The following is a 25,037-nucleotide window of genomic DNA, read 5'->3' on the forward strand; positions in this document are numbered from 1 at the left end:
CCGTCTACCTCATCCGAAAATGTCTATCTCGACGCACGGGGCTGGAACGCGCGGGGAGGGACACGATATCCAGCGCGTCCTTCCCAACCCGTTCGGCAACCGACTCCGTGACTCGGGCGGAGGCGTCGAGCCTGACAATGACGCTCGTAGAGGTAGAGATCGACCAGGCCGGGAAAGCGCCCGGGCGAGGAGACCTCTATCCGGTGCGGGAAGATCGAGACCCTGATGTGGTCGCCGGCCATCGAGTAGGAGCGGTGGACGACGGCGTTGACGACCGCCTCCATCCACGCCTCCCTCGGGATGACGTCAACGGGGCCGAGGCGTCCGTCCGCCTTCAGGGCCCGACGACGCGGACCCCACTCGTCGACGAGCGCGAGAGCGGCATCGATGACGTCCGGAATCGCCCCCTCCAGACGCTGGTCGCCGTCCGCGGCCATCGTCTGCCTCGAGCCGACGCCGGTCTCATCGGCCTGGTATCGCAGCACCCGCACCAGGGCGTGGGGGAGGGACAGCGGGGGGTGCTCGCCGAGGGGCAGCAGGCCCGCTGCTGTCAGCCTGTCGTCAACAGTGACGAGGCTCTTGGCGCGCAGCACGTGCAGGTCGTCCCCAGCGGCGTCGATGTCTCGGCGAAGCCGGTCCGCATGCGCGGCGCCGGGGGCCTCCACGCCGACCGGCGCGGACTTGCGCCTCATGGCTGTCCGCCTCCCGGTCGTAGACGAGTTCCTGCCAGGCTGTACGGCTCAATGGAGATCGTCGAGTCGCCCGCGCGAACGAAGGCCTCCTCGTCGGTGCGCTGATGGGCGTGCCGGCTGGGCGCCACGGAGAAGAGGAGCACATGGTCGGCAGCTCCCGTGTCGTTGACGACGTCGACCTCCTCGATGCGAAGCAGCAGCGGGGGGTCGATGAGCTCAAGGGGCGTGCGACGCAGGCGGTTGACCCATTGAGGATCGGCGTCGACGCTCTCGGCGTTCGCCATGCCGATGACCGCGACGGCGAGCTTCCTGGCATTGACGCGGAACGCCTTGCGCTCGAACCACTGGACTCCGGAGCCGCGACGAGTCGCGCGCCCCTGTCATCCGCGTCGAGGCAGACATTGTCGGACGAGACCGGCGGCGACACCGTCTGCCTCGTCCGAGAATGTCTGTTCGGACAGGGAGGGGCGGGTGCGCCTCGGGCCCGCTCAGAAGTGCGAGCTCGACCCTGCGCCGGAGAAGCCTCCGCCCCCGGAGTAGCCCCCGCCCGAGAACCCGCTCGAGCTGGAGGACGAGGAGGACGACGGCGGCTCCCAGCTCGACGCCGAGTCGTACCCGGTGACGAGCTCGGAGATCGGCGTCGAGAACTGGGAGGACGTTCCCGAGCCGGTCCAGCGCACCCCGGAGGCACTGGCGCCCGGGGAGGACGGGTTGATGCGGATGGTCGCGGCCGGGTCGTAGGAGGAGCGGTGCCCGTCCATCGTCCACCAGCCCACATAGACGTCGCCGTTGCGGGACCCCCAGCTGTTCCGCGAGGACTCGTACTGGCGCAGGCGGTTGTCGCGGTAGGAGGACGTGTCGGCCTCCAGCGCCTGCCGGGCCAGGAAGTCGGCGCGGACGCGCACGTCCTGGGCAATGGTGTCCAGCTCGTCGAGCGCCGCCGAGGGCGACAGCGTCCCCGCCTCCAGCTCGTTGGTCATGGCCGCCATCCGGCCCGAGGTCGCCCTCACCCAGGCGTGGTCCTGAGTGGTGTCGATGCGGCCCGCGCCCTGGACCGAGGAGCACAGCCTGTTGAAGGAGGCCAGGTCCTCGTGAACAGGCCCCTGCTCGTTGCGCCAGGCCTCCCGCCAGCCCTCGGACATGGTCAGCAGGGCGGAGGTGTTGGCGATGGCGTCGTCGAGGGAGTCGAGCTCGGCGGCCCGGGCCCGGAGCCTGCGGGCCTCCGGCCTGCGCCCCCAGGCGAACCACTCGGCCCCGCGCGGCTCCCCGAAGTCGCCGAAGGCGCGGGTGAGCTCGGCGTAGCGGTCCTCGAACCAGGCGAAGCGGGCCAGGACCTGGGCGCCGTGGGCGTCGTTGGTGGGGATGAGCCCCGCCCTGATCTGCGTGGCGTCGTAGTCGGTGGTGACCTGTGCGTAGTGGCGCCGGGCCCCGGCGAAGGCCGCCCGGGCCGCAACGTAGGTCCGTATCATCGCACCGGCCAGGATGAGGCCGCCGATCACTCCGACGGCGGAGACGAAGAGCACCGCGAGATCAGAGCCGATCGGGCGCCCCATGACATCGGCGGCGCGAGCGGCCATCTGCTCGACGCCGGGCGCCCACCGCCCCTGGCCGAAGGACTTCTTGCCCGCGTCCTGGATGTCCCGCTGAAGGGCCGAATCGACCTTGACATCCTCGCCGAAGTAGCAGCCGACCCATCTCCCGCTCGGCGAGACCCCCAGAATGACCAGGCCGTCCGCCCAGTAGTTGGGGTCGGAGGCGCTGATCCACTCGGGGTGGTTCTTGCGCGCGTAGGCCAGCACCTCGCTGTTGAAGTTGCTGTTGTAGCCGGCGTCCAGGGTGAGGACGACGAGCGTCACGTCCTCGCGGAAGCGCAGCTTCTCCAGGGCGGAGGTGGTCCCGTCGACCTGGAGGACGCCTGCCTCGTCATGGACCTCCACGCTGGGGGCGTGCGTCCTGCCGAATGGCCAGAGGGCCAGCAGCGGCGCCCCGACCACGAGCAGGAGGACGACGACGATCTTGAGGATCAAGGACGCGACGGCGCGGGAGCCGCCCCAGCGAATCAGCGTGTTGCTCACGACCCGCAACAGTAGTCCTCCGCCGTGGGACGCAGGGGCCCAGCGCCGGGGGGAGAGCTTCCCATGGCGCGGGCGCCCGGCCCCGTCGAGCCGTCACGCCATTGAGGCAGACGTTTTCGGACGAGGCAGACGGTGGTCAGCCTTCGAAGGAGAGCTCTCGCATGACGCGCACGGCGCGTAGCGCAAGGAACATGGAGGCTGTGAGTACGAGGAGGCAGATCAGCGCCGCACTGAGCGCGAAGGCGCCCTGTGCGACACCGCGAACCAATTCGGCCTGGTAGGTCAGGGGATTGACGCGGGCTAGCAGCCGTAGCGCGGTTGGCGCATTGTCGAGGGTGTAGAACACCGGGGCGGCGAAGGTCAGTGGCATAACGGCGACTGCTAGGACGAAGTCGCGCGTCTGGTAGTTGCGGATCGCTGCCGCCACCGCGAAGCTCAGGCATTCCCATGTCAGGACGCACAAGATCGCGACCGCCACCATGGCGATGCTGGACAGCACGCTGTAACGCACACCCAACGCCACAGCGAGGGCGAGCAGAACAAGTGCCTGTGCTGCGAAGACAATCACGCCCGGGAAAAGTATTCCCAGCAGGTAGGCCGATTGAGGCACCCCAGACTGGAGCTTGAATGCTGCCAGTCCCCATCGTCGTTCGGTGACTGTGCGCGCCACCACGCGGTTGAGGCCGCTGAGGGCCTGCATCACGATCGCGCCCGGCACCACGAAACGCAGATAACTTGCGCCGCCGAAGGCCGAGGACAAGCCCACGCCGAGCAAACCGAGATATGTCAGGGGCAGCACGGCCAGAGCCACCCATCTTCGCCACGTGTGCAGCTCGGCTCCCATCCACTCCAGACGCGTCATCATCGCTACTGCCCTCAGCCAGGGCAGTTTCGTGCCGGGACCGGGCCGGTTAACGCCGTCTTGCATGTCTTCACCTGCTTCCATTGTCTTGTTCAATGGCGGCCATGAAGGCTTCACCGAGTGTCACGCCACGGCGAACGACATCCCGTACCACGCCACCGTCGGCTTCAATCACTCGTAGCAACTCACCCAGGGCTGTACCAACAGGTGCAGTGATGGTCAGGTTCCGGCCGCCATCGCCCACCACCACATCGATCTCAGAGGCGAAGGACTGAACCAGCCCACCAGGGAGGGGCTCGGCCAGCTCGATCGAGATCTCTTCTCTTTGCGCAAATCTTGAGACGAAGTCGGCCTTGGGGCCAAGGAATCGCATAGTGCCACGATCAAGAAGAAGGACATCGTCAATGAGCGGTTCGATGGCGGTGAAGTCATGCGAGGAGATCACAACGAGTGCGCCCTCGTCACGGGCGGCGCGTACCGCCCGGGCGAGACGGTCGATGTGCCCCAGGTCTAGCCCGACAGTCGGCTCATCCAACAACATGATCTTGGGATCCATCGCAAGGACGCGGGCAATCATGAGCCGCTGCTGTTGACCACCAGACAAAATCTCAGGGGTTTCCTGGACGCGTTCACCATCAAGCCCGACGCTCTTCAACGCCGCGTCTGCGCGATCCCAGGCCTCTCCTCCTGTCAGACCAGCAAGACACGCCCCCATCCACACATTCGTGCGGATGCTGACGAACCAGTCGATCATGAGCTGCTGCGCGCACCAGCCAACCTGCCCGCCACGGAGCATCACCTTACCGGATGTTGCCGTCCGTACGCCGGCACAAGCATTGATGAAGGTGGTCTTGCCGGCCCCGTTCGCACCGAGCAGGCCAACGATCCGACCACCCTTCAAGGAGACGGTGACATTATCAAGAGCGGGCTTGGCGGCGCCGTAGTCAACCGTGACGCCCTCGAGGGCCAGCCCGACCTGAGATTGCTCCATATAGTCACTCAGCTCCATTCCGTTCCGATACACACGGCAGGGTCCACGTGCTTCCGCTTAAGAAGAGGTCGCGCCCATGCATCCATCAGGTGTCGCGACAATAGATTGTTCTCATCCTTGTCCGTATCGCACGTCCTCAGGTGCGATTCACCACTTTCCAGCAAGGCTGCGAGGCGGAATAGCTGAAGGTAATCACGTCTCGTCGACAGCGGTATGGACGGCGGCGGCCGCATAGGAGAGGTCGCCCTGGGAAAAGCCGCTCGTAAGCGTCAATCCCTTGAACATCGCGTTCGGCGTAGCGGCGACCTTCTTTGATGAAGACAAAGCGTGGCACACGGTCAGCGGTGGACGAGTCAAGATCAAGCGCCTTCAGACGTAGCCCAGCGCCGCGCACAGAAATGCGACCCACAACTACATATCGTTCCGGGAGGGAGACCTTCACTCGCTCAGGGGCCAAGAGATCCGGGAACCGCGAACGTGCTTGGCCGAACTGTTCCGCAGTGGGCGTCTTCCGCGGCCACGTCTCGTTGCGAAGCGACAGACAGGACGAGTCCGAGATCGCGACGTCGGTAATCGCCCGAAGCCCACAGGCATTCTTGGTGAGATGCCGGAGCTCGCCGATCAAGCCTCCCATATCTTCCTCAAGAAGCGGATACACAGTGATCGGTTTTCCAATTTGGAGGACACCCATGCCGCCGCACTGGAGCTGCTCCGCATTGGCAAGAGTGTCGATCATCTTGAAGGCCGTACCCCTCTTAAGGAGGTAATCACTCAGCCTTGGCGTGAGAAAGATGAGGTGGTCGAGGCCGACCGAGATATGAACCTTCCATCGCGAGTACTCACGATCAGAGCGACCGAACCGTTGCCAAATTCCCCAGTGCTCGACGGGAGTCGTGTACGACTCGGCTCGAGAACGAATGCCATCAATAATATTTAAATATTTTCTATCGGCGTCCAACGAAGTAATCAATAAACAATAAGCCTACATTTTAGATAACAGGCAGCTCGCCCGCTGGCGATGCTGTACCGTTCTGAATTAATAGCGCTGCAACACAGTGAGCATATGCAACGGCCCATGTTCCAGGATTCTGGACACTGTGGAACCTCAGGATCAGCGCAAACTCCGAAAGACGAAACCTTTCCGAGACCGAAACTTCCGCCGCGTGAATCGCAAGTCTATAATAGAGAAAGCCACGCATGAGACTGCGCGACTGGCTCCCCGTGCAGCTCTTGAATCAACTCCAAGTCCTCCAGGAATGCGGTCACTGCCATGGGTCTTCTCCTATCTGGTGGGCCGTGGCTCGTGATGACTGAAGAGCCCGTTGACCGCACAGTATTCGCGCGGCGTTAACGGCATGTTTCGCTCGTCACACGACGTTGTAGGGTCTGCCGACCCTGCCACGGGAGCAGTAGGGGCCTGAGGTGTCGTATGCACGAGGAGTCGACTGTGCGGCGCCACGGCGACACCGCTGCGTAACGGAATTGCAATGATCCCGCCCTGGCCTTCTGGTGGAGTTTTCGAGCAGGCTAAAAAGCGTTCCAGTGGGCCGGCCAAAGCCTTCGGGAGCCTGGCGCGCCGTCAGGGCCGGACGGCGATCGCCTCGATCTCGACCCTCGCCCCCAGCGGGAGGGCGGCGACGGCGAAGGCCGCGCGGGCGGGCAGCACGGGCCCGGTGAAGAAGCGGGCGTAGACCTCGTTGACGGCCTTGAAGTCGGCGATGTCGGCCAGCAGCACGGTGGTCTTGACGACGTCGGCGTACCCCAGGCCCGCGGCGCCCAGAATCTCTCCGATATTGGTCAGCACCCGCTCGGCCTGCGCCTGGATGCCGCCGTCGACGAGCGCCCCGGTGGCCGGGTCCAGCGGCACCTGGCCGGAGACGTACACGGTGCCGCCGGCGCCCCCGGTGGACACGGCCTGGGAGTAGGGGCCGACGGCGGCCGGGGCGCTGGTGGTGGACACGACGGTGGACATGGGGACTCCTTACGGGGACGCGGTGCGCCGAAGCGGATAAGGTCAGTTCATTCAGCCTATCGTCGGCCCCGCCCCCGAGCCCGGAAGAACCACCGTGGACGGGCGCGCCGAGACGCCGAGCGGGCCCGGCGCCCGGCCAGCGGGCGCGCGGCGTCGTGGACTGGACCCGCCTGTGCGTGGACACCGACCGGGAGACGGCCTTCGTCCAGCTCGTGGACGACCACCACCTCGGCGTCCTCATCACGGCCGTCGGCCAGGGGCCCTCCGAGAACGCCGCCGACGTCGGACTGGTCCTCCCCGGGCCCCCGCCCCGGGTGGCGGCCGCTCTCACAGCGGACCCGCAGCGCCCCACCGCCCGCCTGCACCTGCTGGGCAAGGGCCGTGTCGCCGTCGACGACGGCGATCACTACCGGCAGCTCCGCGACGTCCCGCACGCCCTGCGGGGCTCACTGGTGGTGACCCGGGGCCGGGTGACCCGCGCTGAGCTGTGGATCGCGGACCGCCGCAATGTCACGGCCGCGATCGCCGGCGCCAGTCGAGATGAGCGGGGCTAGGCGACGGAGCCCTCCGCCACCAGGCGGCGCAGACCGCACCCCGGACGCCGACGCGGACGGCAGCCGGCCGGGACCCCGCCGGCAACCGTGGCTGCGACCGCAGCGGGAGGCGGGAGGGAGAAGAAGATCTCAGGAAATCACCTGTCCGCCTTTCGGGATTTCCAGGACATGTCCAGTGATCAGTGACACACTACCCCCATGCACCCACGCGCAGGACAACCAGCACAGCCCGAAGACCTCGTCAACATCGATGAGGTCGTCTCCGCCTACTACGACCTCGTCCCCGACCCCGCGGTCCCGGCCCAGAAGGTGGTCTTCGGCACCTCCGGCCACCGCGGCGCCTCCCAGGACACCGCCTTCAATGAAGCCCACATCGTGGCGATCACCGCCGCGATCGTGGAGTACCGGCGCTCCCAGGGCACCGACGGCACCCTCTACCTCGGTCGCGACACACACGGGCTGTCCGAGCCCGCCTGGCGCACCGCCATCGAGGTGCTCTCGGGCGCCGGCGTCACGACCGCCGTCGACGCCCGCGGCTCCTACACGCCCACCCCGGCCGTCTCGCACTCCATCCTGCGGGCCAACGGCGCCGGCACCGAGGCCGGCGTACGCACCACCGGCCCGGGCCTGGCCGACGGCATCGTCATCACGCCGTCGCACAACCCGCCGCGCGACGGCGGCTTCAAGTACAATCCGCCGCACGGCGGCCCCGCCGGCTCGGACGCCACCGGGTGGATCGCCGACCGCGCCAACGAGCTGCTGGCCGGCGGCTGGCGCGACGTGCCGCGCGTGCCGATCGCCGAGGCCCTCGACGGCCCCCACGTCATCAAGCACGACTACCTCGAGACCTATGTCGCCGACCTGGAGAACGTCGTCGACATGGACGCCATCCGCGAGGCGGGCGTGCGCATTGGCGCCGACCCGCTGGGCGGCGCCTCCGTGGACTACTGGGGCGCCATCGGCGAGCGCTACGGCCTGAACCTGACGGTGGTCAACCCCGAGGTGGACCCGGCCTGGCACTTCATGACCCTGGACTGGGACGGCAAGATCCGCATGGACTGCTCCTCCCCCAACGCCATGGCCTCCCTGCGCCAGAAGATGACGCCCGACGCCGAGGGCAAGACCCCCTACGACGTCGCCACCGGCAACGACGCCGACTCCGACCGCCACGGCATCGTCACCCCCGACGGCGGGCTGATGAACCCCAACCACTTCCTGGCCGTGGCCATCGAGTACCTGTTCACCCACCGCCCCGGCTGGCCCGAGGGCTGCGCCGTGGGCAAGACCCTGGTCTCCTCCAGCCTCATCGACCGGGTGGTGGCGGCCATGGGCCGCAGGCTCATCGAGGTGCCCGTCGGCTTCAAGCACTTCGTGCCCGGGCTCATTGACGGCTCGGTCGGCTTCGGCGGCGAGGAGAGCGCAGGGGCCTCCTTCCTGCGCAAGGACGGGACCGTGTGGACCACGGACAAGGACGGCCTCATCCTGGCGCTGCTCGCCAGCGAGATCATTGCGGTGACCGGCAAGACCCCCTCGCAGCTGCACGAGGAGCAGGTGGCCCGCTTCGGCGCCAGCGCCTACGCCCGCATTGACGCGCCCGCCACCAAGGCCCAGAAGGCCCGGCTCGCGGCGCTGTCCCCTGAGGACGTCACCGCCACCGAGCTCGACGGCGAGCCGATCGTCGACCGCCTCGTGCGCGCGCCCGGCAACGACGCGCCCATCGGCGGGCTCAAGGTGACCACCAAGGACTCCTGGTTCGCCGCGCGCCCCTCGGGCACGGAGGACGTCTACAAGATCTACGCCGAGTCCTTCAAGGGGGCCGAGCACCTGGCCCAGGTCCAGGAGGAGGCCAAGGAGGTCGTCTCCGCCGCGCTGGGCGACTGACCCCGGCGTCGAGGCAGACATTGTCGGACGAGGCAGACGGCGGCACCGTCGGTCTCGTCCGACAATGTCTGCCTGGAGGGGCTGAGCGCGGGAGCCAACGCGGTGTCACCATGGTCGCTGGCCTCCCCCGTCCGTCCTTAGGCTTACGGGTGTGAGCCAGCCACCACCCACCGACCCCGCCGACGGCGCCGAACAGGCCGACGCCGCGCCCGCCGCGGGCCGCCCGGCCAAGGCCCCCGCGCCCGCATCTTCCAGGAAGAAGAAGCAGAACCGTCGTCGGCGCAGCAGGCGCGGCTGGGTGCCCAACTACCACGGGGCGTGGGGGATGATCCTCCTGCCACCGGTGGTCGGCATCGCCGTCGGCGGCTGGAGCTGGGCCGATGCCGTCGTGCTGCCGGCCTGGTGGTGCGCCTACTTCAGCTACTGGGTGCTGACCCAGTGGATGCGCACGCGCAGCCCCCGCAAGCGCGAGCCGCTGCGGGCCCCGCTGACCGTCTACTCGGTGACGACGGCGGTCCTGGCGGCGATCTCCCTGGTTCTGGCCCCCTACCTGGTGCGCTGGGGGCTCCTCCTCGTCCCGCTCGCCGCGGTGGCGGTCCACCAGGCGTGGCGCGGCAAGGAGCGCTCCCTGCTGTCCGGGGCCGTCACCACGCTGGCGGCCACCCTCATGGCCCCCATCGTCTACGACCTGGCCACCGGGGGCCGCGGGGGCCTGCTCGGGCTGGGCGCGGGGGCGAGCGGGCCGTACGGCGAGAGTCCGGACGGCTCGCTGACCGGATGGCCGTGGATGTGGCTGCTCACCGGGTTCCTCGCCGCCTACTTCGTCGGCGCGGTCCCCTATGTCAAGACAATGGTGCGACGGCGCGGCGACCCGCGAATGCTCGCCGGGTCGATCGGCTTCCACGCCGCGGTGACGGTCGCGGCGCTCGGCTGCGCCGTCGGCGGGCTCGCCTCCTGGGCGCACGCGCTGGTGTGGGTCCTGCTGCTGGCGCGGGCGGTCGTGCTGCCGCTGATCCAGCGCAGGCGCATGGCCGACGGGCAGCCGCTCCTGCGCGTCAAGCTCGTCGGGCGCCTTGAGGTCGTCGCCTCCCTGCTCGTGCTGCTCAGCCTGGTGATGAGCTGAGCCGGGCGGAGATCGGCCGAACCCTTCCCCAGGGTCACGGTTCGGTCACATAATAGGATTGTGACCCCTGATACATTGGACTCCGCTCCTGCGCCCGCCCCCGGAGCCGCCGCGTGAGCGCCCCGAGACCCGGGCCCACCGACGCCGGGTCGGGCGGTGCCGAGACCGTCTCCGCCGTCGAGGTGGAGAGGCGGGATTCCGCGCGCGAGCACCGGTACCACTTCAGTCCGGCTCTCCGCCCGGTCCCCATGGAAGGCCCATGACGCCCCCCACCGGGGGCAGCGCGTGCCCCGGGAGGACGGTTCACTCCTCCCCTGACGACACCCCCGGCAGGCCGCCCCCGCAGGCCCGCCAGACCCGTGAGGACGAGCGCCCGCGGCCGACACCCCACAAGGCACTCACCGCGGCCTCCGGCATCTGCCTGAGCGTGTGGACGGGCCTGACCCTCGTTCCGATCATCGCCCGCCTCATGCCGCTCCCGGGCGCCCGGTTCGTCGCCCTCCTGGGCGGCGACCTCCCCGGCCGGGAGCGAGACTTCTTCTTCAGAGGGCTCGGCATCCTGCTGAGCGGCACGATCATCCTGGTCATGCAGCTGTGGATCCGGCGGGACACTCACACCATGTCCTCGGTGGGCACCGCCGAGCTCGGCATTAATCTCCTGGGCCTCCTCGCCCTGGCCTGCCCCATCCTCACCCTGGTCAAGCTGTATCCCGCATACAGTCCGGGCGCACACCTCCTCATCACCGGCAGCATCCTGATAGCGGCCAGTATTGTGCTCCTCCCGCCGCGGCCCCTGGCGTGGCCACCACCCGACGACGACGGACGCGGCCCGCTGCGCAGGCTCGCCCGCGCCCTGCGCAGCCCCCGGTTCTGGATCCGAGCCGCGGCGGCGATCGGAGTGGTCATCCTCACCATCACCTCCGCCCAGGTCTACTGCGCACTGGCGCCTCCTACGCGAGCATTCAGCGCCTCTCTGTCGCACCCCTCGGGCAGCGGGCCGGACCTGACCGCCCACACCAGTGACTCGGGCGCGTGGGCCACCGAGTTCAAGCACTCGCAATTCATCGACTACATTGTCACCGCAGCCGGACCGATCGCCCTGTCAGTCCCGGAGAAGGACGAGAAGGATGAGAAGAACAGCAGGAAGAGCGTGATACCGGCATACGGACCCGGCCGGCTCACCACCCTGGTCATCACCCTGCTCGACCCGGTCGATGGCGCCCCGCACTGGAGCCTGGAGCTCACCAATCTCGTCGGGCGATCCACCGATCACGCGCGGAGCCCATCCTTTCCCAACAAGAACAATCCCGCCAGCGGGAGCGCGGTCACCGATCCTGACGGGACACTGCTGGCCATCCACCTCGACTCCACCTGGAACGAATCCGCCAACCAGTGGGTCACCCCCATTGCCATCATCAACCTGACGAGCGGCAAGGCGATTGGGAGCGCGGAGATCCAGGGCGAGATACTGGGCACTGTCCTGACGTCGGACACCCTGGCGGTCCAGGTCGCAAATGGTTCCGCCCTGGAGCCCGGCGGAACCATCCTCACCTACTCGAGCGCTCGCGTCGTCGAGCTCGGGGAGTTCGCAGACCCGGATCCCTGGAGCTCGCGCTCCTTCATCGCCCTGCGTCGGGGGTCCGAGGGAGCTGAGCGCGACCGTGAAAGCGGCCGCGAACTGGTGATCGCCGCCCTGTTCGACCCTTCCACAGGCACGGCGCCGATACCCGCTCCAGGCGCGCCACCCTCATCTACGGCCTGCGCTGACCTCCGCCCCGGCGCATGCTGCGCGCGCCCGAGCCGAGCCGCGCCGCCCCGCATGCTCCATCCGCCCGCCCTGAGCCTTCTCGCTGACGGCCTCGCGGATTCAGTAGGCTGCCTGTCGTGACCCAGCAGCGCCCCTCGGATCCTTCCGACCGCCATGTCGAGTACGTCTCCGGCGACCCGGCACCAGAAGACGACGCCTCGGCCAGCGAGGCCGCCGTCGAGCAGGAGCAGGAGGCGCACCACGGCGTCCCTTACCAGCAGTCCCGGCCCGGCCCTGACGACGATATCCTGCTCGCCACCGGCCGGCCCCGCCGCCCCACTAGCACGCGCGAGGACGGGGGCGAGAGCGCAGCGCGGCCGCGCACCAGCATCCCCTACCAGCAGTCCCGGCCCGGCCCTGACGACGACATTCTGCTCGCCACCGGCCGGCCCCGCCGCCCCACCAGCACGCGCGAGGGCGAGACCTTCGTCCAGTCCGAGCGGCGCAAGCAGGAGAACATCCGCCGCCAGCCGGGCCGGCGCGCCTGGGTCCCGGGCCAGCACGGCGCCTGGTCGATGCTGGTCATGCCGGCGATCGTCGGCTGGGTGGTGGGCGGCTTCAGCTGGGTCAACCTGCTGCTCATCCCGTCCTGGTGGGGCGCCTACCTGACTTACTGGGCCTGGTCGCAGTGGCTGCGCACCCGGTCCGCCCGCAAGCGCGCGCTGCTCCTCGTGCCACTGATCGTCTACACCGCCTGGACCGGCGTGCTCGGGCTGACGACCCTGGTGGCCGCGCCCTACCTGTTGCAGTGGCTGGTGCCCATGCTGCCGCTGCTCGCGATCGCGCTGTGGGAGGTGTGGCGCGGGCGCGAGCGCTCGCTGCCCTCCGGGCTGGCGACGACGGCGGCCGCGAGCCTCATCGCCGCGGTCACCTACAGCCTGGCCGTGCAGGGCGCGGGAGGCTTCCTCGGGACCGGCGGGAACGCCGCCGCCCTGCCCGGCGCGAGCCCCAACGGGGAGCTGCACGGCTGGCCGTGGATGTGGCTGGTGACGGCGTCGACGGCAGCGTACTTCTGCGGGACGGTGCCCTACATCAAGTCGATGATCCGGGAGCGCTTCAACAACCGGCTCCTGGGCGGAACAGTCGCGGCGCACGCGGTCGTGGCGGCGGCGGCCGTGTGGCTGGCGGCCGGCGGGTGGCTGCCGTGGCTGCACGCGGTGCTCTGGGTGGTGCTGACGGTGCGGTCCCTCGTCATGCCGCTGTGGCAGTGGAGGCTGGTCAGGAAGCGTCATCGACCGCTGCGCCCCGGGACGATGGGGCTGGTCGAGGTGGTGCTCGAGGTGGTCTTCCTGGTCTCGATCGCCACCGCCTGAGGCGCGTGGGGCACGCGACCCGTGGTCAGTCGCGGCCGCCGTCGGCCACCCCGCCCTAATTCGCCGAGTTGGAAATAGGTACATCAGCCGCGCGGGCCCTCCCAGGCGGCCGCGGCCGCGAGCACCCGGTCGTTCTCCTCGCGCGCGCCCACCGAGACGCGCACACCCTCCCCGGCGAAGGGACGCACAAGCACCCCGGCGGCCGCGAAGTGCTCCGCCAGGCTCGCCGTCGTCTCCCCCACGCCGAGCCAGTAGAAGTTCCCCTGCGTCTCGGGCACGACCCACCCCCGCCCCCGCAGCGCCGCCACCACGCGCTCCCGCTCGCAGGCCACCGCGTCCACCCGCCGCGCCGTCTCGGCCAGCGCCTCGGGCCGGCTCGCGGCAATGGCCGCCGCCTGCGCCGCGACCCCCACCCCGAAGGGCGTCGCCACGGCCCGGACGGCGTCGATGATCGCGGGCGCCGCCACGAGGTAGCCCACCCGCATTCCGGCCAGGGCGTGCGCCTTGGAGAAGGTCCGTGACACGACCAGGTTCGGGTGGCGATCCAGCAGCGTCAGCGCGTCCCCCACGGTGTCGTCGGTGACGAAGTCGAGGTAGGCCTCGTCCACGAGCACGACCGCCCGCTCGGGAACGCCGTCGAGCAGCGCGGCCAGCTCGGCGCCGCTCAGCGCCGGCCCGGTCGGGTTGTTGGGCGTGCAGGCGATGATCGCGCGGGTGCGCGGCGTGACGGCCGCGGCCATGGCGGCGACGTCGTGGCGGCCGTCGGCGGTCAGCGGCACCCTGACGGCCCGCGCCCCGGCGACGGCGATGCAGATCGGGTAGGCCTCGAAGGAGCGCCACGGCACGACGACGTCGTCCCCCTCGTCGCACACGGCGTCGAGCAGGTGCTGGATGAGGGCGACCGACCCGTTGCCGACGACGACCTGCTCGGCATCGACCCCGTGCCGGCGGGCGAGGGCCGCGACGAGGGAGTCCGCCGTCATCTCGGGGTAGCGGTTGGCGCCGGCGGCGGCCGCGGTCAAGGCCTCCAGCACCGCGGGCTGGGGTGGGAAGGGGAGCTCGTTGCTGGAGAGCTTGGCGGTGCGGCCGCCGCCCGGGCGCGCCCCGGGCACGTAGCCGGGCAGGGAGCGGACGGCGTCGCGGATGTGGACGGGCGTGTCAGCGCTGCTCATGGGCGCATCCTCCCACCGGAGCGCGGGGCGGGGTGATGCTGGTCGCCTGGGGAGACCGGGCCCGCGGGGGGGGGCATCCTACTTCTTGTCGCCCTTCACACGCTTGACGGCGGGGAGACCGGGCCCGCGCGGGGGCGCCGGTCGCATGCGGTGGTGCCGTCGCCGCGGAATGCCGGAAGGCCGAGGTCGGCCACCCAGGCGCGCGAGCGGCCTGCGTGCCGCGCACAGCCGCGTCTCAGGCGCGAGTGGAAGAATGAACGCATGGAGCTTCTTGTACGCACGATCGGCAATGCGGCCGGCCTATGGCTGGCGGTCACCCTCATCAAGGGGATGGATGTTCCGGGCACGCCGACGACGCTCATGACCGTCATGAACCTGCTCGTGGTCGGCCTCGTCCTGGCGCTGGTCAACTCGCTGATCAAGCCCGTGGCGAAGCTCGTCGCCTTCCCGCTGTACGTCCTGACGTTCGGGCTGTTCGCCCTGATCGTCAACGGGGCGATGCTGCTGCTGACGAGCGCCATCACGGACAGGCTGGTCGGCGTCGGAGCAGAGGCGGGCCTCACCCTGGGCCTGCACGTGGGCTCGTTCGGAACGGCAATCCTCGCCTCGATCCTGATCTCGATCGTCTCGGCGCTGGTAGTGGGCGTGCTCGGCCCGCGCAGGCAGGACGACTGAAACATTCCGGGGTGCGCGGGGTCCGCCCGGCCGGCCCGGCATCCCGTCCGCCGCCCACCTGGCGCTTACTACGCTCCTTTGTCCCTTACTACGCCCCTTTTCCTCGTACAGTAAGGGACAAAGGAGCGTAGTAAGCGCTCTGGGCCGGTCCACCCGCCTGGGCGGACTCCGCTCAGAAGCGCGAACTGGAGCCGGACTGGCTGGGCGCACCAGTCGTGTGACGGGCGATGTCGAAGACGAACGCGCTCGTCGTCGCCCCCTTCTCGTCCGTGCCGGTGAGCGACTCGAGCCGGTGTGTCCACGCATCGATCGCGGGATCCCCGCTCATGCCCTCGACGGCGTCAGCGTAGACAAGACTCCCGTGCGGGTACCCCTCGAGGTCGGAGTCGGTGGTGTCCAGGGTGACGACGGTGCGCGTGGGCGTGCGCGGGGTGGGCGCACCGTCGAGGGCGGGGACGGCGTCGGCGCCGTTCTCCAGGTGCAGCGCATTGACGTTGTCGGGCAGGTCGGCCCCGGCCGTGGGCCCGCCGGCCGTCAGCAGGGTGGTGACGTTGTACCGCTCGTTGACGGTGGGGTCCGCCGCGATATTGCTGGCAACGATGGCCCCCTGCGAGTGGCCGTAGATCCCCACCGGGTCGTCCGGGCCGATCCCGGCTCGGCGCATGGCGGCGGCCACCAGGCTCTCCATGTCATTGGGCGCACCGGCCACGGCCTGCAGGTTGGTCAGCAGGTCCTGCGGGTTGCTGCCGCCCAGCCCCCAGTCGGTCGTGCCCGGGACGACGACGAGCCACGAGCTCGTGCCGTCGGCGTGCGTGGTGCGCACGATCGAGATGACGCCGCTGGAGGGGTCGTCGTCCTCCGCCTTGAGGGAGTCGCTGTAGCGGATGACGTCCGCAGCCGTGCCCAGCGGCCTGTCCACCTTCACCCCGTCCGCCGCGCGCCCATCGGCCTTCTTGAGAGCGGGCACGTCCGTGCTCCAGGCCATCGGATCGCGCCCGGAGGGCGGGATGGTGAGGGAGGAGCCGCCGTGCACGGTGAGGGTGAGATCGGTCGGGTCGCCGAAGCGCCTGGCGGCCACGTCCGCGGAGAGCACGGACATGTAGTACACGACGCGCTCCATCGGGGTCAGCGACGAGGCGGGAACCTTCTGACCGCCGTCGGTCGTGAGCTCCTCGGGGAGCTTCGCGCTGATCTCGGGGTCGAGGCGCTGCGCGACGCCGGTCAGGTAGGCCTCGATCGCCGCCGTCTCGCGGCCGGTCTTGGCGTTCCTGGCGTAGTCCACCAGCATCGCGATCTTCAGCAGGTCGGTCTGCACCCATTCGGCGAGGTCGTCATCGGACATGACGGCGGTGAGGTCGTCCAGGACGTCAGCGAGGTCGCCATCGGCGTACTTGGTCAGATCGGGGTTGGTGGCGGCGGAGCCGGCACCAAGAAGAAGGAGGAGCCCCGCAGGCGAGCTCGCCATCAGGAGCATTCCCAACACGCCCCAGGTGGCCGCGCCGAAGGCCCCGGCGCCGCTGGGCGCCGCACCGGACTCGGCGCCATTGTAGACATTGACGCAGTCCGTGACGTCGGCGGCGAGAGCGCGCAGCGACTCCGCGACGTCCTGGAGGGAGCCGGCTCCCGTCGTCAGCGCCGCGACGGCGTCGAGCGCCGCGGTGCGCAGAGTCTCGAAGCTCGACGTCGAGTACGACGAAGGACCGCCGCCGCAGGAGGCGATCCCCGTGTTGCCGAATCCAGAGGTGCACATGGGGTCGGACCAGTGGAACCCGCTGAAGAATGACCCGCCGCCCTGGGAGTCCGACGTGTCCTTGTCCGGCTCGGGCCGGGCGACGGCGGCCCGAGCCTCGGCCTCGGCGTCGAGAGCATGCGTACGGGCGTCGTCGAGGTGGCCGGCGGCGTTGGTGAGCGCGGTGGCGAAGCCGCTGAGGGCGTCGGTATCGACCGCATAGGTGCCTCCCGAGACGACGGCGGTGACCCCGGCCGTCATTCCGGGCCAGGCCAGGGAGGCCGACCCGTCGCCGTCGCCCGCGGTCGGCGGGCTGAAGTAGTGGCTCGTCGGAGCCTCATTGCCGCAGGGCACTATCGCGTCGCCCAGGGTCATCTCGGGGAACGGATCCCTGGAGCTCTGAATCGCCTGGTCTGCGTCGAGAAGGGCCTGGCCCGGATCGCAGACGTCTCCCTGCGCAGGCTGGGACAGTGTTGCGGTGCTCACCGACGCCCCCTACCCGGCGCTTGCGTCTTTGAGCGCGGTCATGGCGGTGTCGGCCGTGTCAAGAAGCGAATCGAGTCCGGTGAGCAGGGTGCGGAGTGTGTCGAGCTGCGTCTGACAGGCGGCCGACGCGCCCCCTGTCCAGCTGTCGGGTACGGTGGTGGGAACAAGTCCGACGCCGGTGGCGACGTCGTCCCTGGCCAAGTCGATGTTCAAAGAAGTCATGGCTGGACGGTACGACCGGCCGCCCATTCCCTGCAGACTCCCTGTGAACGGCCCGCCGGAGGGTGCGCACGAGCGGCCCTGTGGGGCCCCGCCCTCCCGCCTCCCACCTTCGCCGAGATCGGTCGATCTCCGCGTCGAGATCGGTCCACTTGTGCACCAAGTGGACCGTGCAGACATGTCCCCGTACCCGCGTCGCGCCGCCCCGCCAGCGACGCACAGGCCTGAGGATCGGAGCCGGACAAAGCGCCGAGCCAGACGGGCACCGGGCCGCTCCGGGGGCGGGGCGCCGAGGGCCGACAAGAGACTCCGGAAAAGCGTCCTAGCCGGGGCCCGCTCCACGGCCCGCCGCCGCCCGCCCCGCTCAGACTGGCCGGCGCAGGCAGACGACGGCGTCGGAGCGCCGCCCCGCCTCGCCGTCGGGACCGATCGTCTCCCGCCACCGCTCCTGACCGGCCTCGACCCGCCAGCCCCGCGTCGCCCCGGCCAGACCCGCGAGCAGCTCGTCGGGGGTGTAGGTGCGCGCGTGGTTGCCGTGCCAGGGCGGATTGGTGCAGTGGACGGCGGTGAGCAGGCGCCCCCCGGGAGCCACGAGCCCGGCCCCCTGGGCCAGGAGCTCGACCAGGTCGAGCGACCCGGGCATGGGACCGCCGTGGACGTAGAAGGCGGCCACGAGGTCGAAGGGGCCGGCGGGCAGCGCCTCGTGCGTCACATCGAGGACGACGCCGTGGACCCGCTCCCCCAGGCCGCGCCCGCGGGCCCCGGCCTCCATGCGGGCAATGGCGGTGGCCGACAGGTCAACGCCGGTGGCGTCCCAGCCGTGCTCGGCGAGCCACACGACGTCGGCGCCCTCCCCGCAGCCCAGGTCGAGGGCGCGCCCCGGCTCCCAGGCGGCGGCGAGCTCGGGCAGCCAGTCGTTGGGCTGCTCGGACCACAGCCGATCGACGGCGGCATAACGCGATTCCCACTGCTCTTGGCGCTCACTCATGGAGGCGAGACTAGATGATCGATTCCGGCGGGGCGCAAACCGGGCCGATGGGCGGCGTCGTCTTCTTCCGTCAAGATCGGCCATATTCCGCACCGAGATCGGCCCGAGGGGTCCGGCGGAGCGCCTGTTGCAGGTGAGCCCCTCCCGCACTGCGGTCAGCACGGCCGGCGGCCCCGAATGCGGAAGCGACGGGCCGTCAGCCGCACCGGATCGCTGCCCGGTCTCTCCACCTCCAGCCCGGCCGCGCGCAGAGCGGCTGTCACCACCGCCAAGCACGCATCCGGATAGCGTGGCCGGATCCCGAACCAGTCGTGAACCTCGGAGACCTCGGTGCCGTCGACCTGCCGGGTGACCAGGATCCCGCCGGACGCCATGACTCGGGCAGCGTCGACGGCGTCGAGCGCCTCCTGCCGGTTCACGACTAAGCGCGCGCCGTCGTCGGGAAGCGGCAGCAGGGCGCTGCACTCCGGATCGTGCTCCTCCACGTGCACGCCCAGAGGCTCCAGGTGCTCGCGGGCCACCGGAGCATTGGGTCTCCAGCCCGCGGTGGCGACGACGTCGAGGCGAGCGCACGCACGGTGGTGAAACGCTCCAGGAGGGAGGTCAGGCGCCCGCCTGTGCCCATGTCGAGCACGGTGCCGCCGCCCGCATCGGCAAGTGGTCGTGACCGGTCCCGCCCCCGGATGATTGATTCCGGGCCTGCGGCTTCTTCTCGTCGGGACTGCTTCGAGGCGCCCGCCTGGCGCTGCGGCCCCTCAAAAGGTGGCTCCTACGCACTTTTAGCACTGGACGGCGCCGCCGCTCCGCCGCAGAACCGCGGAATCACGCCGATCCTCAATGAGCACGACAGCACCGGTCACTTTAAAACTGCGTGAGAGCCACCTTTTCCGGCCGAGACCGCCCCTTCAAGAGCGCAGAGCGTGCCGTCAACGCCGATGGCGGTCCGCAGCCCTCCCGGCGTCCGGGCGTCCGAGTGGAGCACGCCGGAACATGAACGTACCTTCCCAACGTGAACCTCCGTTGACGTTGGGGCCCGCCGCTCACCTGGCCTGGCCCGCGCCCCCGGAGTCGATCATCCAGCGGCTCCGTGCTCATGCCCGCCCGGTCCCCTCTGGGCCCGGGCGGGCATGAGCGGTACGGCTCCAGGCAGCCAATCGGACCCCCGCGGCCGGCCGCCCCAGCGTGCTCCGGCAGGACCCCGCCGCTCCCGGCCGGCACCGATCGGCGCTCAGTGCTCCTCGACGCTCGTGCGCAGCGGAACCTCCCGGATGAAGCACACGACGACGAGGGCCACGAGGGCCAGGGGCACAAGGTGACCGAAGACCGGGGTGAGGGCCTCGGAGTAGGCGGAGGTGACGATCGCGCGCAGCTGCTCGGGCAGGGCGTTGACAACGGCCGGGGTGAGGCCGGAGATCGCGGCGCCGGAGCGGCCCGGATCGATGCCCGCCTCGCTCATGCGCTCGGTGAGGAGCGAGGTGAGGTTGGAGGTGAAGATCGAGCCGACGATCGCCGCACCGAGGGTCGCACCGATCTCGCGGAAGAAGTTGTTCGCGGCGGTGGCGGCGCCGACCTCGCGGTCGGGGAAGGAGTTCTGGACGATGAGGATGAAGATCTGCATGCCCAGGCCGATGCCGGCTCCGAGCACGAAGAGGTAGGTGCACAGCACCTGGACGCTCGTCGTGACCTCGATGGTGGACAGCAGGCCGAGCCCGATGGCGGAGACGACGGCGCAGGCGATCGTCATCCACTTGTAGCGGCCGGTGCGCGAGGCGAGGTTGCCGGTGAGCAGGGCGGCGCCCATGAGCCCGGAGACCATGGAGATGAGGAGCAGCCCGGCCTGGGTGGCGGAGTAGCCGTAGACCATCTGGAAGTAGGTGGGCATGTAGGAGATGGCGCCGAACATGCCGATGGCGATGATCATCCCGGAGATGGTGGCGAGGTTGAAGTTGCGCGAGGCGAACAGGTGCAGGGGGATGATCGGCGCCTCGGCCCTGCGCTCGACGGCGACGAAGGCGATGGCGCCGACGGCGGCGACGGCGGCCAGGCCGAGGATCTGCGCAGAGTCCCAGGCGTAGGTGTGCCCGCCCCAGGCGCAGATGAGGATGATGGCGCTCGTGGCGACGGCCATGGTGGCGATGCCGCGCCAGTCGATGGCGACGGTGAGGCGGCGCCTGGGCAGGTCGAAGAAGATCACGGCCGCGGCGACGGCAACCAGACCGAGGGGCACGTTGATCCAGAAGGCCCAGCGCCAGCTGAGGGACTCGGTGAACCAGCCGCCGAGCAGCGGGCCGATAATGGAGGACAGCCCGAAGACGGCGCCCATGGCCCCCATGTACTTGCCGCGGTCCCGGGCGGGGACGACGTCGGCGATGATCGACTGGGACAGGATCATCAGGCCGCCGCCGCCCAGCCCCTGGATGGCGCGGGCGGCGATGAGGGCGGCCATGGAGGCCGCGGAGCCGCCGACGACGGTGCTGGCGAGAAAGATGCTGATGGCGCCGATGAACAGGTTCTTGCGGCCCAGGAGGTCGCCGAGCTTGCCGTAGACCGGCATCATAATGGTGGCCGTGAGCATGTAGGCGGTGGTGACCCACAGCTGGTGCTCGACGCCGTTGAGCTCGCCGACGATGGTGGGCAGGGCCGTGGAGAAGATGGTCTGGTCGAGGCTGGCGAGCAGCATGGCGACGAGCAGGCCGGAGAAGACCGCGAGGAAGCGCGAGCGGGTGGTGCCGCCGTCGGTCTCCGCGGTGTCGGCGGCAGCGCCGGCCGCCGCGGTGCCAGCAGCAGGGCGTGCCCGTCCGAGCGCCTCCGACGGCTCGGAGCGCGCAGTGCGCGCGAGAGCTGTGCGTGTCATGTGAGATCCCTTCGTTTATTACCGCGGTAAATACATTAGGTGCTTACCTCGGTAACTACAATGGGAGTGCGCGTGACGCTCGGCACGCCAGCGATCTCCGCCAGCCAGCACCCGACGTCCGGCGGCGCCCCGCCCACCGGCCCCGCCCGCTCAATCGTGCCCGGCCGCGCCCATCCGCCCCCGCACCGCCGCCACGAAAGGCAGACTCGCACCATGACCACCACCGCCCGGACCCCGCACGAAGCCCCCCGCACCCCGCCGGAGGAGTACGAGGGCTGGCCCCTGGAGGCGCCCCGCCTCCCCGAGGGCGCTGACCGCGCCGTCGAGCTCAGCCCCCTGCTGGCGGAGGTTGTCGCCGGCGCCCCCTGGACCGACGCGGACTCCATGTCCGACCGGGTCGCGGGCATCATCGCGACGACGACGGTCGGCGCCCTCGGCGGCCTGCTGCGGCGCCTGCGCGACCGCTACGCCGAGAGGGAGTGGGGCATGTCCTCCTCGCGGGTCGAGCTGCTCATGCTCCTCGCCCGCTCCGGCAGCCCGACCATGAGCGAGCTCGCCCGCACCCTCGACGTCACGCCGCGCGCCGTCACCCGTCTCGTCGACGGGCTGGAGGCCGACGGCTACGTCGTGCGCGAGCGGCAGGCCGACGACGCCCGCGTCATCCGCGTGCGCTGCACCCCCGAGGTCCTCGACCGCGTCGCGCGCGCCGCCCAGGCGCACCTGTCCCAGCTGCTCGCCCTGTGCGAGGGCGTCGACGGCGACGACCTGCGCACCACCGTCCGGGTCCTCCAGCGCATCTCCGCCCGGGCCCGCACCGAGCTCGGCCTGACCTGAGACGGCCCCGCCCGCGCCGGCACCATCCGGGCGGTCCCGGGCATCCGGGCCCAATGGCTCCGCCCGCCCCACACGGCCCGAGGCCGCCCGCCTCGCGGTCAGGACGGCCGGCGGGCCCGGATGCAGAAACGGCGGGCCACCAGCAGCACCGGGCCGCCACCCGACTCCTCGCGGATGCGCGCCAGCACCGCGGCGCGGTCGGGCCCGGGGGCGCCGGGGTGGACCGAGCCCCAGTCGGCGGCGAGCTCGTCCGCGCTGTCGACGTCCACGGCCCTCGACCACTGCGAAGTGCTCTCCACAATCAGCCCGGCTTCGCTCAGAGCCACCGTCATCGCCCTCAGGCGCACGCTCGGGCGGGACGCCCGGACGTCGAGCCGGCCACGGGTCCCAGGGGTTCCGGGAACCTCGGAGGCCACGGGGATATCGGGGGTCCCGGGAGCCCCGGCGTCGTCGACCTGCTGGGTGATCAGGAGCCCGCCGGGGGCCAGGACGCGGACGACGTCGGAAACGCTGAGCGCCTTGAGCCGGTTCATGACCAGGCGCGCGCCGCCGTCGGCGAGCGGCAGCCGGGAGCCCGCGTCGGCGCGCTCCTCGACGCGCGCGCCCAGGGGCCCCAGGCGCTCGCGGGCCGACGTCGCAGCGGGCCCCCGCTCCTCGACGGCGACGACGTCGAGGCCGGCGCGGTAGTCGGGGAGAAGGTGCTCCAGGAAGAGAGCCAGGCGCTCGCCGCCCATGCCTATGGCGAGCACGGTGCCGCCGCCCGCCTCGGCGAGGGCATCGAGCGCGCCCCAGCACTCGGTCTCGAAGTCCCGGTCCACGTCCTCGGTCGACACCGCCCCCTCCGGGGCGACCACCTCCACCGCCCCCTCCGGGAGGGCCACCCCCTCCATCGGCTCTTTCAGGGAGGCCAGATCCCTCGCCGCCTCCTTCAGGATGCGCAGGCCCCCGCCGTGCGCGCGGCTGGCGCGGTGGAAGGCCCTCCAGTCACTGAACAACCCCATGGACCCGAGCCTAGATCACCGGGCCCCGAGCCGCCCAGCTCATCCCGGCTCCGGCGGGCGGCGATCGGGGTCGTGCGCCGTCCCCGGTCGAGGCCGCGCGGGAGGGCGCCGTGCGGCCCGGCAGGCGCCACCATCTCATCGGCTCCGGCCTGTCCCGCAAGGCGGTGCAGGTGTAGGCGTACTGGATCCAGGGCCGGGCCATGGGGCCGGCAATGAAGGACGACGGCGCTACCCTCGCGCCATGACCAACCCCCACGCCGTCGACCCCTCCTGGGTCGCCGCCCGCAACGCCGCCCTCCTCGCCGATCCCGCCGCCCGGGTCGCCGGCAACGCCGTCGCCACCACCGACGTCGAGAGGCTCACCCTGGACCGCGCGATCCTCACCTCAATCGACACCTCGGTCTCCGACCTCATCCCCGACGCCGCCGTCACCGACCAGAAGCACTCCGGGCGCTGCTGGGCCTTCGCTGGTCTCAATGTGCTGCGGGCCGCCCTGATGAGAGAGCTGAACCTGGAGTCGGTGGAGCTGAGCCAGAGCTTCGTCTACTTTCACGACAAGCTGGAGAAGGCGGCGGCGTTCCTGGCCCGCGCCGTGGGCGACGCCGAGCGCCCGCTCGACGACCGGGAGGTGGCCGACTCCCTGCGCGACCCGATCGGCGACGGCGGCTGGTGGCCGGAGTTCGCCCGGCTCGTGGCCAAGTACGGGATGGTCCCCCACTACGCCATGCCGGATGCGGACTCGGCGACGAGCTCGGAGGCCATGAACGACCATCTCGCCACGCTGCTGCGCCGCACCGTCCTGCGCCTGCGTGCGGCGGCGGCCGCCGGGGAGGACCTCGAGCCGATCCGGGCGGCGGCGCTGGCGGACGTCCACCGGGTCCTGGTCATCCACCTGGGCGCCCCGCCGGCCGAGTTCGTGTGGCAGTACCGGGACAGGGGCAAGGTCTTCCACCGGGTCGGCGCTCTCACCCCGGTCGAGTTCGCCCGGCGCTACGTCTCCGGGCTGGAGGAGTTCGTCGTCGTGGCCCACGACCCGCGCCCCGAGATCCCTCTCAACACCCGGTTCGGCATCGACCGCACCGACGTCATGGTGGGCGAGCCCACCCAGGAGCACGTCACCGCCGCGCTGGAGGTCCTCAAGGCGGCGGCGGTCGCCGCCATCCAGGACGGGGAGCCGGTGTGGTTCGCCTGCGACGTCGCCAAGCAGCGGGACAAGGAGTCGGGCGTCTGGGACGCGGCCCTGCACGACTACGAGGGGCTGTACGGCGTGAAGCTGTCCATGACGAAGGCGGAGCGGCTGGTGGCGCGCGAGTCGGCGCTCACCCACGCCATGTGCCTGACGGGCGTGGACCTGGTGGACGGCGCGCCGCGGCGCTGGCGGGTGGAGAACTCCTGGGGCGACAAGGTCGGCGAGAAGGGCTTCCACACCATGAACGACTCCTGGTTCGACGAGTACGTCTACCAGGTGGTCGTGCGCGCCCGCCGCCTGCCGCCCGAGGTCCGCGCGGCGCTGGACGCTGGGCCGATCATCCTTCCCAGCTGGGACCCGATGGCCTGAGCCGGGGCGCCAGGGGCGCGGGCGGCCTGTGGGGGCCGAGCGTGGAGCAGCTCGGCACGCGCGACGGCGAGTCCGCCGTCAATGAGCGTCTGTACACCATCTACACCTTCGCCGCGGACCACGAGGGGCACCGGGGCCGGGCAGCGCGCCCCGGCGGGGACTGCTGCCCATCTGAATCCCTCCGCTTCTGTGCCAGACTCAGGGTGCTCCGCAACCGGAGCAGGTCCCTCACCGGGGCCCTCACCGACCCA

General features: G+C 70.4%; 22 protein-coding genes. 8 read left to right on the forward strand and 14 right to left on the reverse strand.

Translation table 11 applies throughout. The features are described from left to right. Nucleotides 1–23: 23 nt before the first annotated feature. The 7 genes from O145_RS19300 to O145_RS11745 form a co-directional block, all read right to left on the reverse strand. The gene (locus O145_RS19300) at nucleotides 24–692 is read right to left on the reverse strand and encodes a putative DNA binding domain-containing protein (protein WP_229118535.1); all 669 of its coding nucleotides are present in this window, start codon (nucleotides 690–692) and stop codon (nucleotides 24–26) included. Then, nucleotides 689–976, reverse strand: coding sequence for a hypothetical protein (locus O145_RS19305; protein WP_229118536.1), 288 nt, complete (start codon nucleotides 974–976; stop codon nucleotides 689–691). The genes O145_RS19300 and O145_RS19305 overlap by 4 nt, the downstream gene beginning before the upstream one ends. A gap of 204 nt (nucleotides 977–1,180) precedes the next feature. Next, entirely contained in the window at nucleotides 1,181–2,767 is a 1,587-nt protein-coding gene (locus O145_RS11730) for a DUF5129 domain-containing protein (protein WP_043563262.1), read from the reverse strand. A gap of 136 nt (nucleotides 2,768–2,903) precedes the next feature. Further along, entirely contained in the window at nucleotides 2,904–3,695 is a 792-nt protein-coding gene (locus O145_RS11735; protein ID WP_169740352.1) for an ABC transporter permease, read from the reverse strand. 4 nt (nucleotides 3,696–3,699) lie between these two features. Then, nucleotides 3,700–4,638, reverse strand: a complete 939-nt coding sequence (locus tag O145_RS11740; protein ID WP_043563232.1) for an ATP-binding cassette domain-containing protein — start codon at nucleotides 4,636–4,638, stop codon at nucleotides 3,700–3,702. A 118-nt stretch (nucleotides 4,639–4,756) separates the two neighbouring features. Beyond that, a complete protein-coding gene (locus tag O145_RS18275; protein ID WP_454930977.1) occupies nucleotides 4,757–5,590 on the reverse strand; it encodes a class III lanthionine synthetase LanKC N-terminal domain-containing protein in 834 nt (277 codons plus the stop codon). 609 nt (nucleotides 5,591–6,199) lie between these two features. Then, nucleotides 6,200–6,592, reverse strand: a complete 393-nt coding sequence (locus O145_RS11745; protein ID WP_043563234.1) for a Rid family detoxifying hydrolase — start codon at nucleotides 6,590–6,592, stop codon at nucleotides 6,200–6,202. A 155-nt stretch (nucleotides 6,593–6,747) separates the two neighbouring features. Between O145_RS11745 and O145_RS11750 the strand changes: the two genes are divergently transcribed. The 5 genes from O145_RS11750 (at nucleotide 6,748) to O145_RS11770 (ending at nucleotide 13,270) form a co-directional block, all read left to right on the forward strand. After that, on the forward strand, nucleotides 6,748–7,146 hold the full coding sequence (locus tag O145_RS11750) for a hypothetical protein (RefSeq protein WP_229118537.1): 399 nt from the start codon (nucleotides 6,748–6,750) through the stop codon (nucleotides 7,144–7,146). Nucleotides 7,147–7,344: 198 nt separating this feature from the next. Then, a complete protein-coding gene (gene pgm, locus O145_RS11755; RefSeq protein ID WP_043563235.1) occupies nucleotides 7,345–9,027 on the forward strand; it encodes a phosphoglucomutase (alpha-D-glucose-1,6-bisphosphate-dependent) in 1,683 nt (560 codons plus the stop codon). A gap of 151 nt (nucleotides 9,028–9,178) precedes the next feature. Continuing rightward, nucleotides 9,179–10,150 carry a YwiC-like family protein gene (locus O145_RS11760; protein WP_084682575.1) on the forward strand — a complete coding sequence of 324 codons (972 nt, stop codon included), beginning with the start codon at nucleotides 9,179–9,181 and terminating at the stop codon, nucleotides 10,148–10,150. A 259-nt stretch (nucleotides 10,151–10,409) separates the two neighbouring features. Next, the gene (locus O145_RS11765; protein WP_052375084.1) at nucleotides 10,410–12,038 is read left to right on the forward strand and encodes a hypothetical protein; all 1,629 of its coding nucleotides are present in this window, start codon (nucleotides 10,410–10,412) and stop codon (nucleotides 12,036–12,038) included. Further along, complete coding sequence (locus O145_RS11770; RefSeq protein ID WP_229118538.1) at nucleotides 12,035–13,270, forward strand: YwiC-like family protein; 1,236 nt, start codon at nucleotides 12,035–12,037, stop codon at nucleotides 13,268–13,270. Before O145_RS11765 ends, O145_RS11770 begins: the two co-directional genes overlap by 4 nt. A gap of 83 nt (nucleotides 13,271–13,353) precedes the next feature. Here O145_RS11770 and hisC read toward each other — a convergent pair whose 3' ends face one another. Continuing rightward, a complete protein-coding gene (hisC, locus tag O145_RS11775) occupies nucleotides 13,354–14,442 on the reverse strand; it encodes a histidinol-phosphate transaminase (RefSeq protein ID WP_043563238.1) in 1,089 nt (362 codons plus the stop codon). A gap of 261 nt (nucleotides 14,443–14,703) precedes the next feature. Here hisC and O145_RS11780 point away from each other — a divergent pair, with 261 nt between their 5' ends. Beyond that, nucleotides 14,704–15,117 carry a phage holin family protein gene (locus tag O145_RS11780; RefSeq protein ID WP_043563239.1) on the forward strand — a complete coding sequence of 138 codons (414 nt, stop codon included), beginning with the start codon at nucleotides 14,704–14,706 and terminating at the stop codon, nucleotides 15,115–15,117. Nucleotides 15,118–15,289: 172 nt separating this feature from the next. On the opposite strand, the gene O145_RS11785 is transcribed toward O145_RS11780, so the two are convergent. From O145_RS11785 to O145_RS11805, 5 genes are all read right to left on the reverse strand, one after another. Then, nucleotides 15,290–17,332: a hypothetical protein gene (locus O145_RS11785; protein WP_043563241.1), complete on the reverse strand. Its 2,043-nt coding sequence runs from the start codon at nucleotides 17,330–17,332 to the stop codon at nucleotides 15,290–15,292. Nucleotides 17,333–17,341: 9 nt separating this feature from the next. After that, complete coding sequence (locus tag O145_RS11790; protein ID WP_043563272.1) at nucleotides 17,342–17,554, reverse strand: hypothetical protein; 213 nt, start codon at nucleotides 17,552–17,554, stop codon at nucleotides 17,342–17,344. 361 nt (nucleotides 17,555–17,915) lie between these two features. Then, complete coding sequence (locus O145_RS11795; RefSeq protein WP_043563244.1) at nucleotides 17,916–18,539, reverse strand: class I SAM-dependent methyltransferase; 624 nt, start codon at nucleotides 18,537–18,539, stop codon at nucleotides 17,916–17,918. A gap of 155 nt (nucleotides 18,540–18,694) precedes the next feature. Then, nucleotides 18,695–19,060 carry a hypothetical protein gene (locus tag O145_RS16620; protein ID WP_052375085.1) on the reverse strand — a complete coding sequence of 122 codons (366 nt, stop codon included), beginning with the start codon at nucleotides 19,058–19,060 and terminating at the stop codon, nucleotides 18,695–18,697. Nucleotides 19,061–19,767: 707 nt separating this feature from the next. Next, the gene (locus O145_RS11805) at nucleotides 19,768–21,393 is read right to left on the reverse strand and encodes an MDR family MFS transporter (protein ID WP_084682576.1); all 1,626 of its coding nucleotides are present in this window, start codon (nucleotides 21,391–21,393) and stop codon (nucleotides 19,768–19,770) included. 213 nt (nucleotides 21,394–21,606) lie between these two features. Between O145_RS11805 and O145_RS16625 the strand changes: the two genes are divergently transcribed. Further along, entirely contained in the window at nucleotides 21,607–22,227 is a 621-nt protein-coding gene (locus O145_RS16625; protein ID WP_052375086.1) for a MarR family winged helix-turn-helix transcriptional regulator, read from the forward strand. Between the two features lie 98 nt (nucleotides 22,228–22,325). On the opposite strand, the gene O145_RS16630 is transcribed toward O145_RS16625, so the two are convergent. Beyond that, nucleotides 22,326–23,228 carry a class I SAM-dependent methyltransferase gene (locus O145_RS16630; protein WP_052375087.1) on the reverse strand — a complete coding sequence of 301 codons (903 nt, stop codon included), beginning with the start codon at nucleotides 23,226–23,228 and terminating at the stop codon, nucleotides 22,326–22,328. Nucleotides 23,229–23,469: 241 nt separating this feature from the next. Here O145_RS16630 and O145_RS11820 point away from each other — a divergent pair, with 241 nt between their 5' ends. Next, complete coding sequence (locus O145_RS11820; protein WP_043563246.1) at nucleotides 23,470–24,786, forward strand: C1 family peptidase; 1,317 nt, start codon at nucleotides 23,470–23,472, stop codon at nucleotides 24,784–24,786. Nucleotides 24,787–25,037 lie beyond the last annotated feature (251 nt).

The organism is Actinomyces israelii DSM 43320, assembly GCF_000711965.1.
Lineage (GTDB): Bacteria > Actinomycetota > Actinomycetes > Actinomycetales > Actinomycetaceae > Actinomyces > Actinomyces israelii.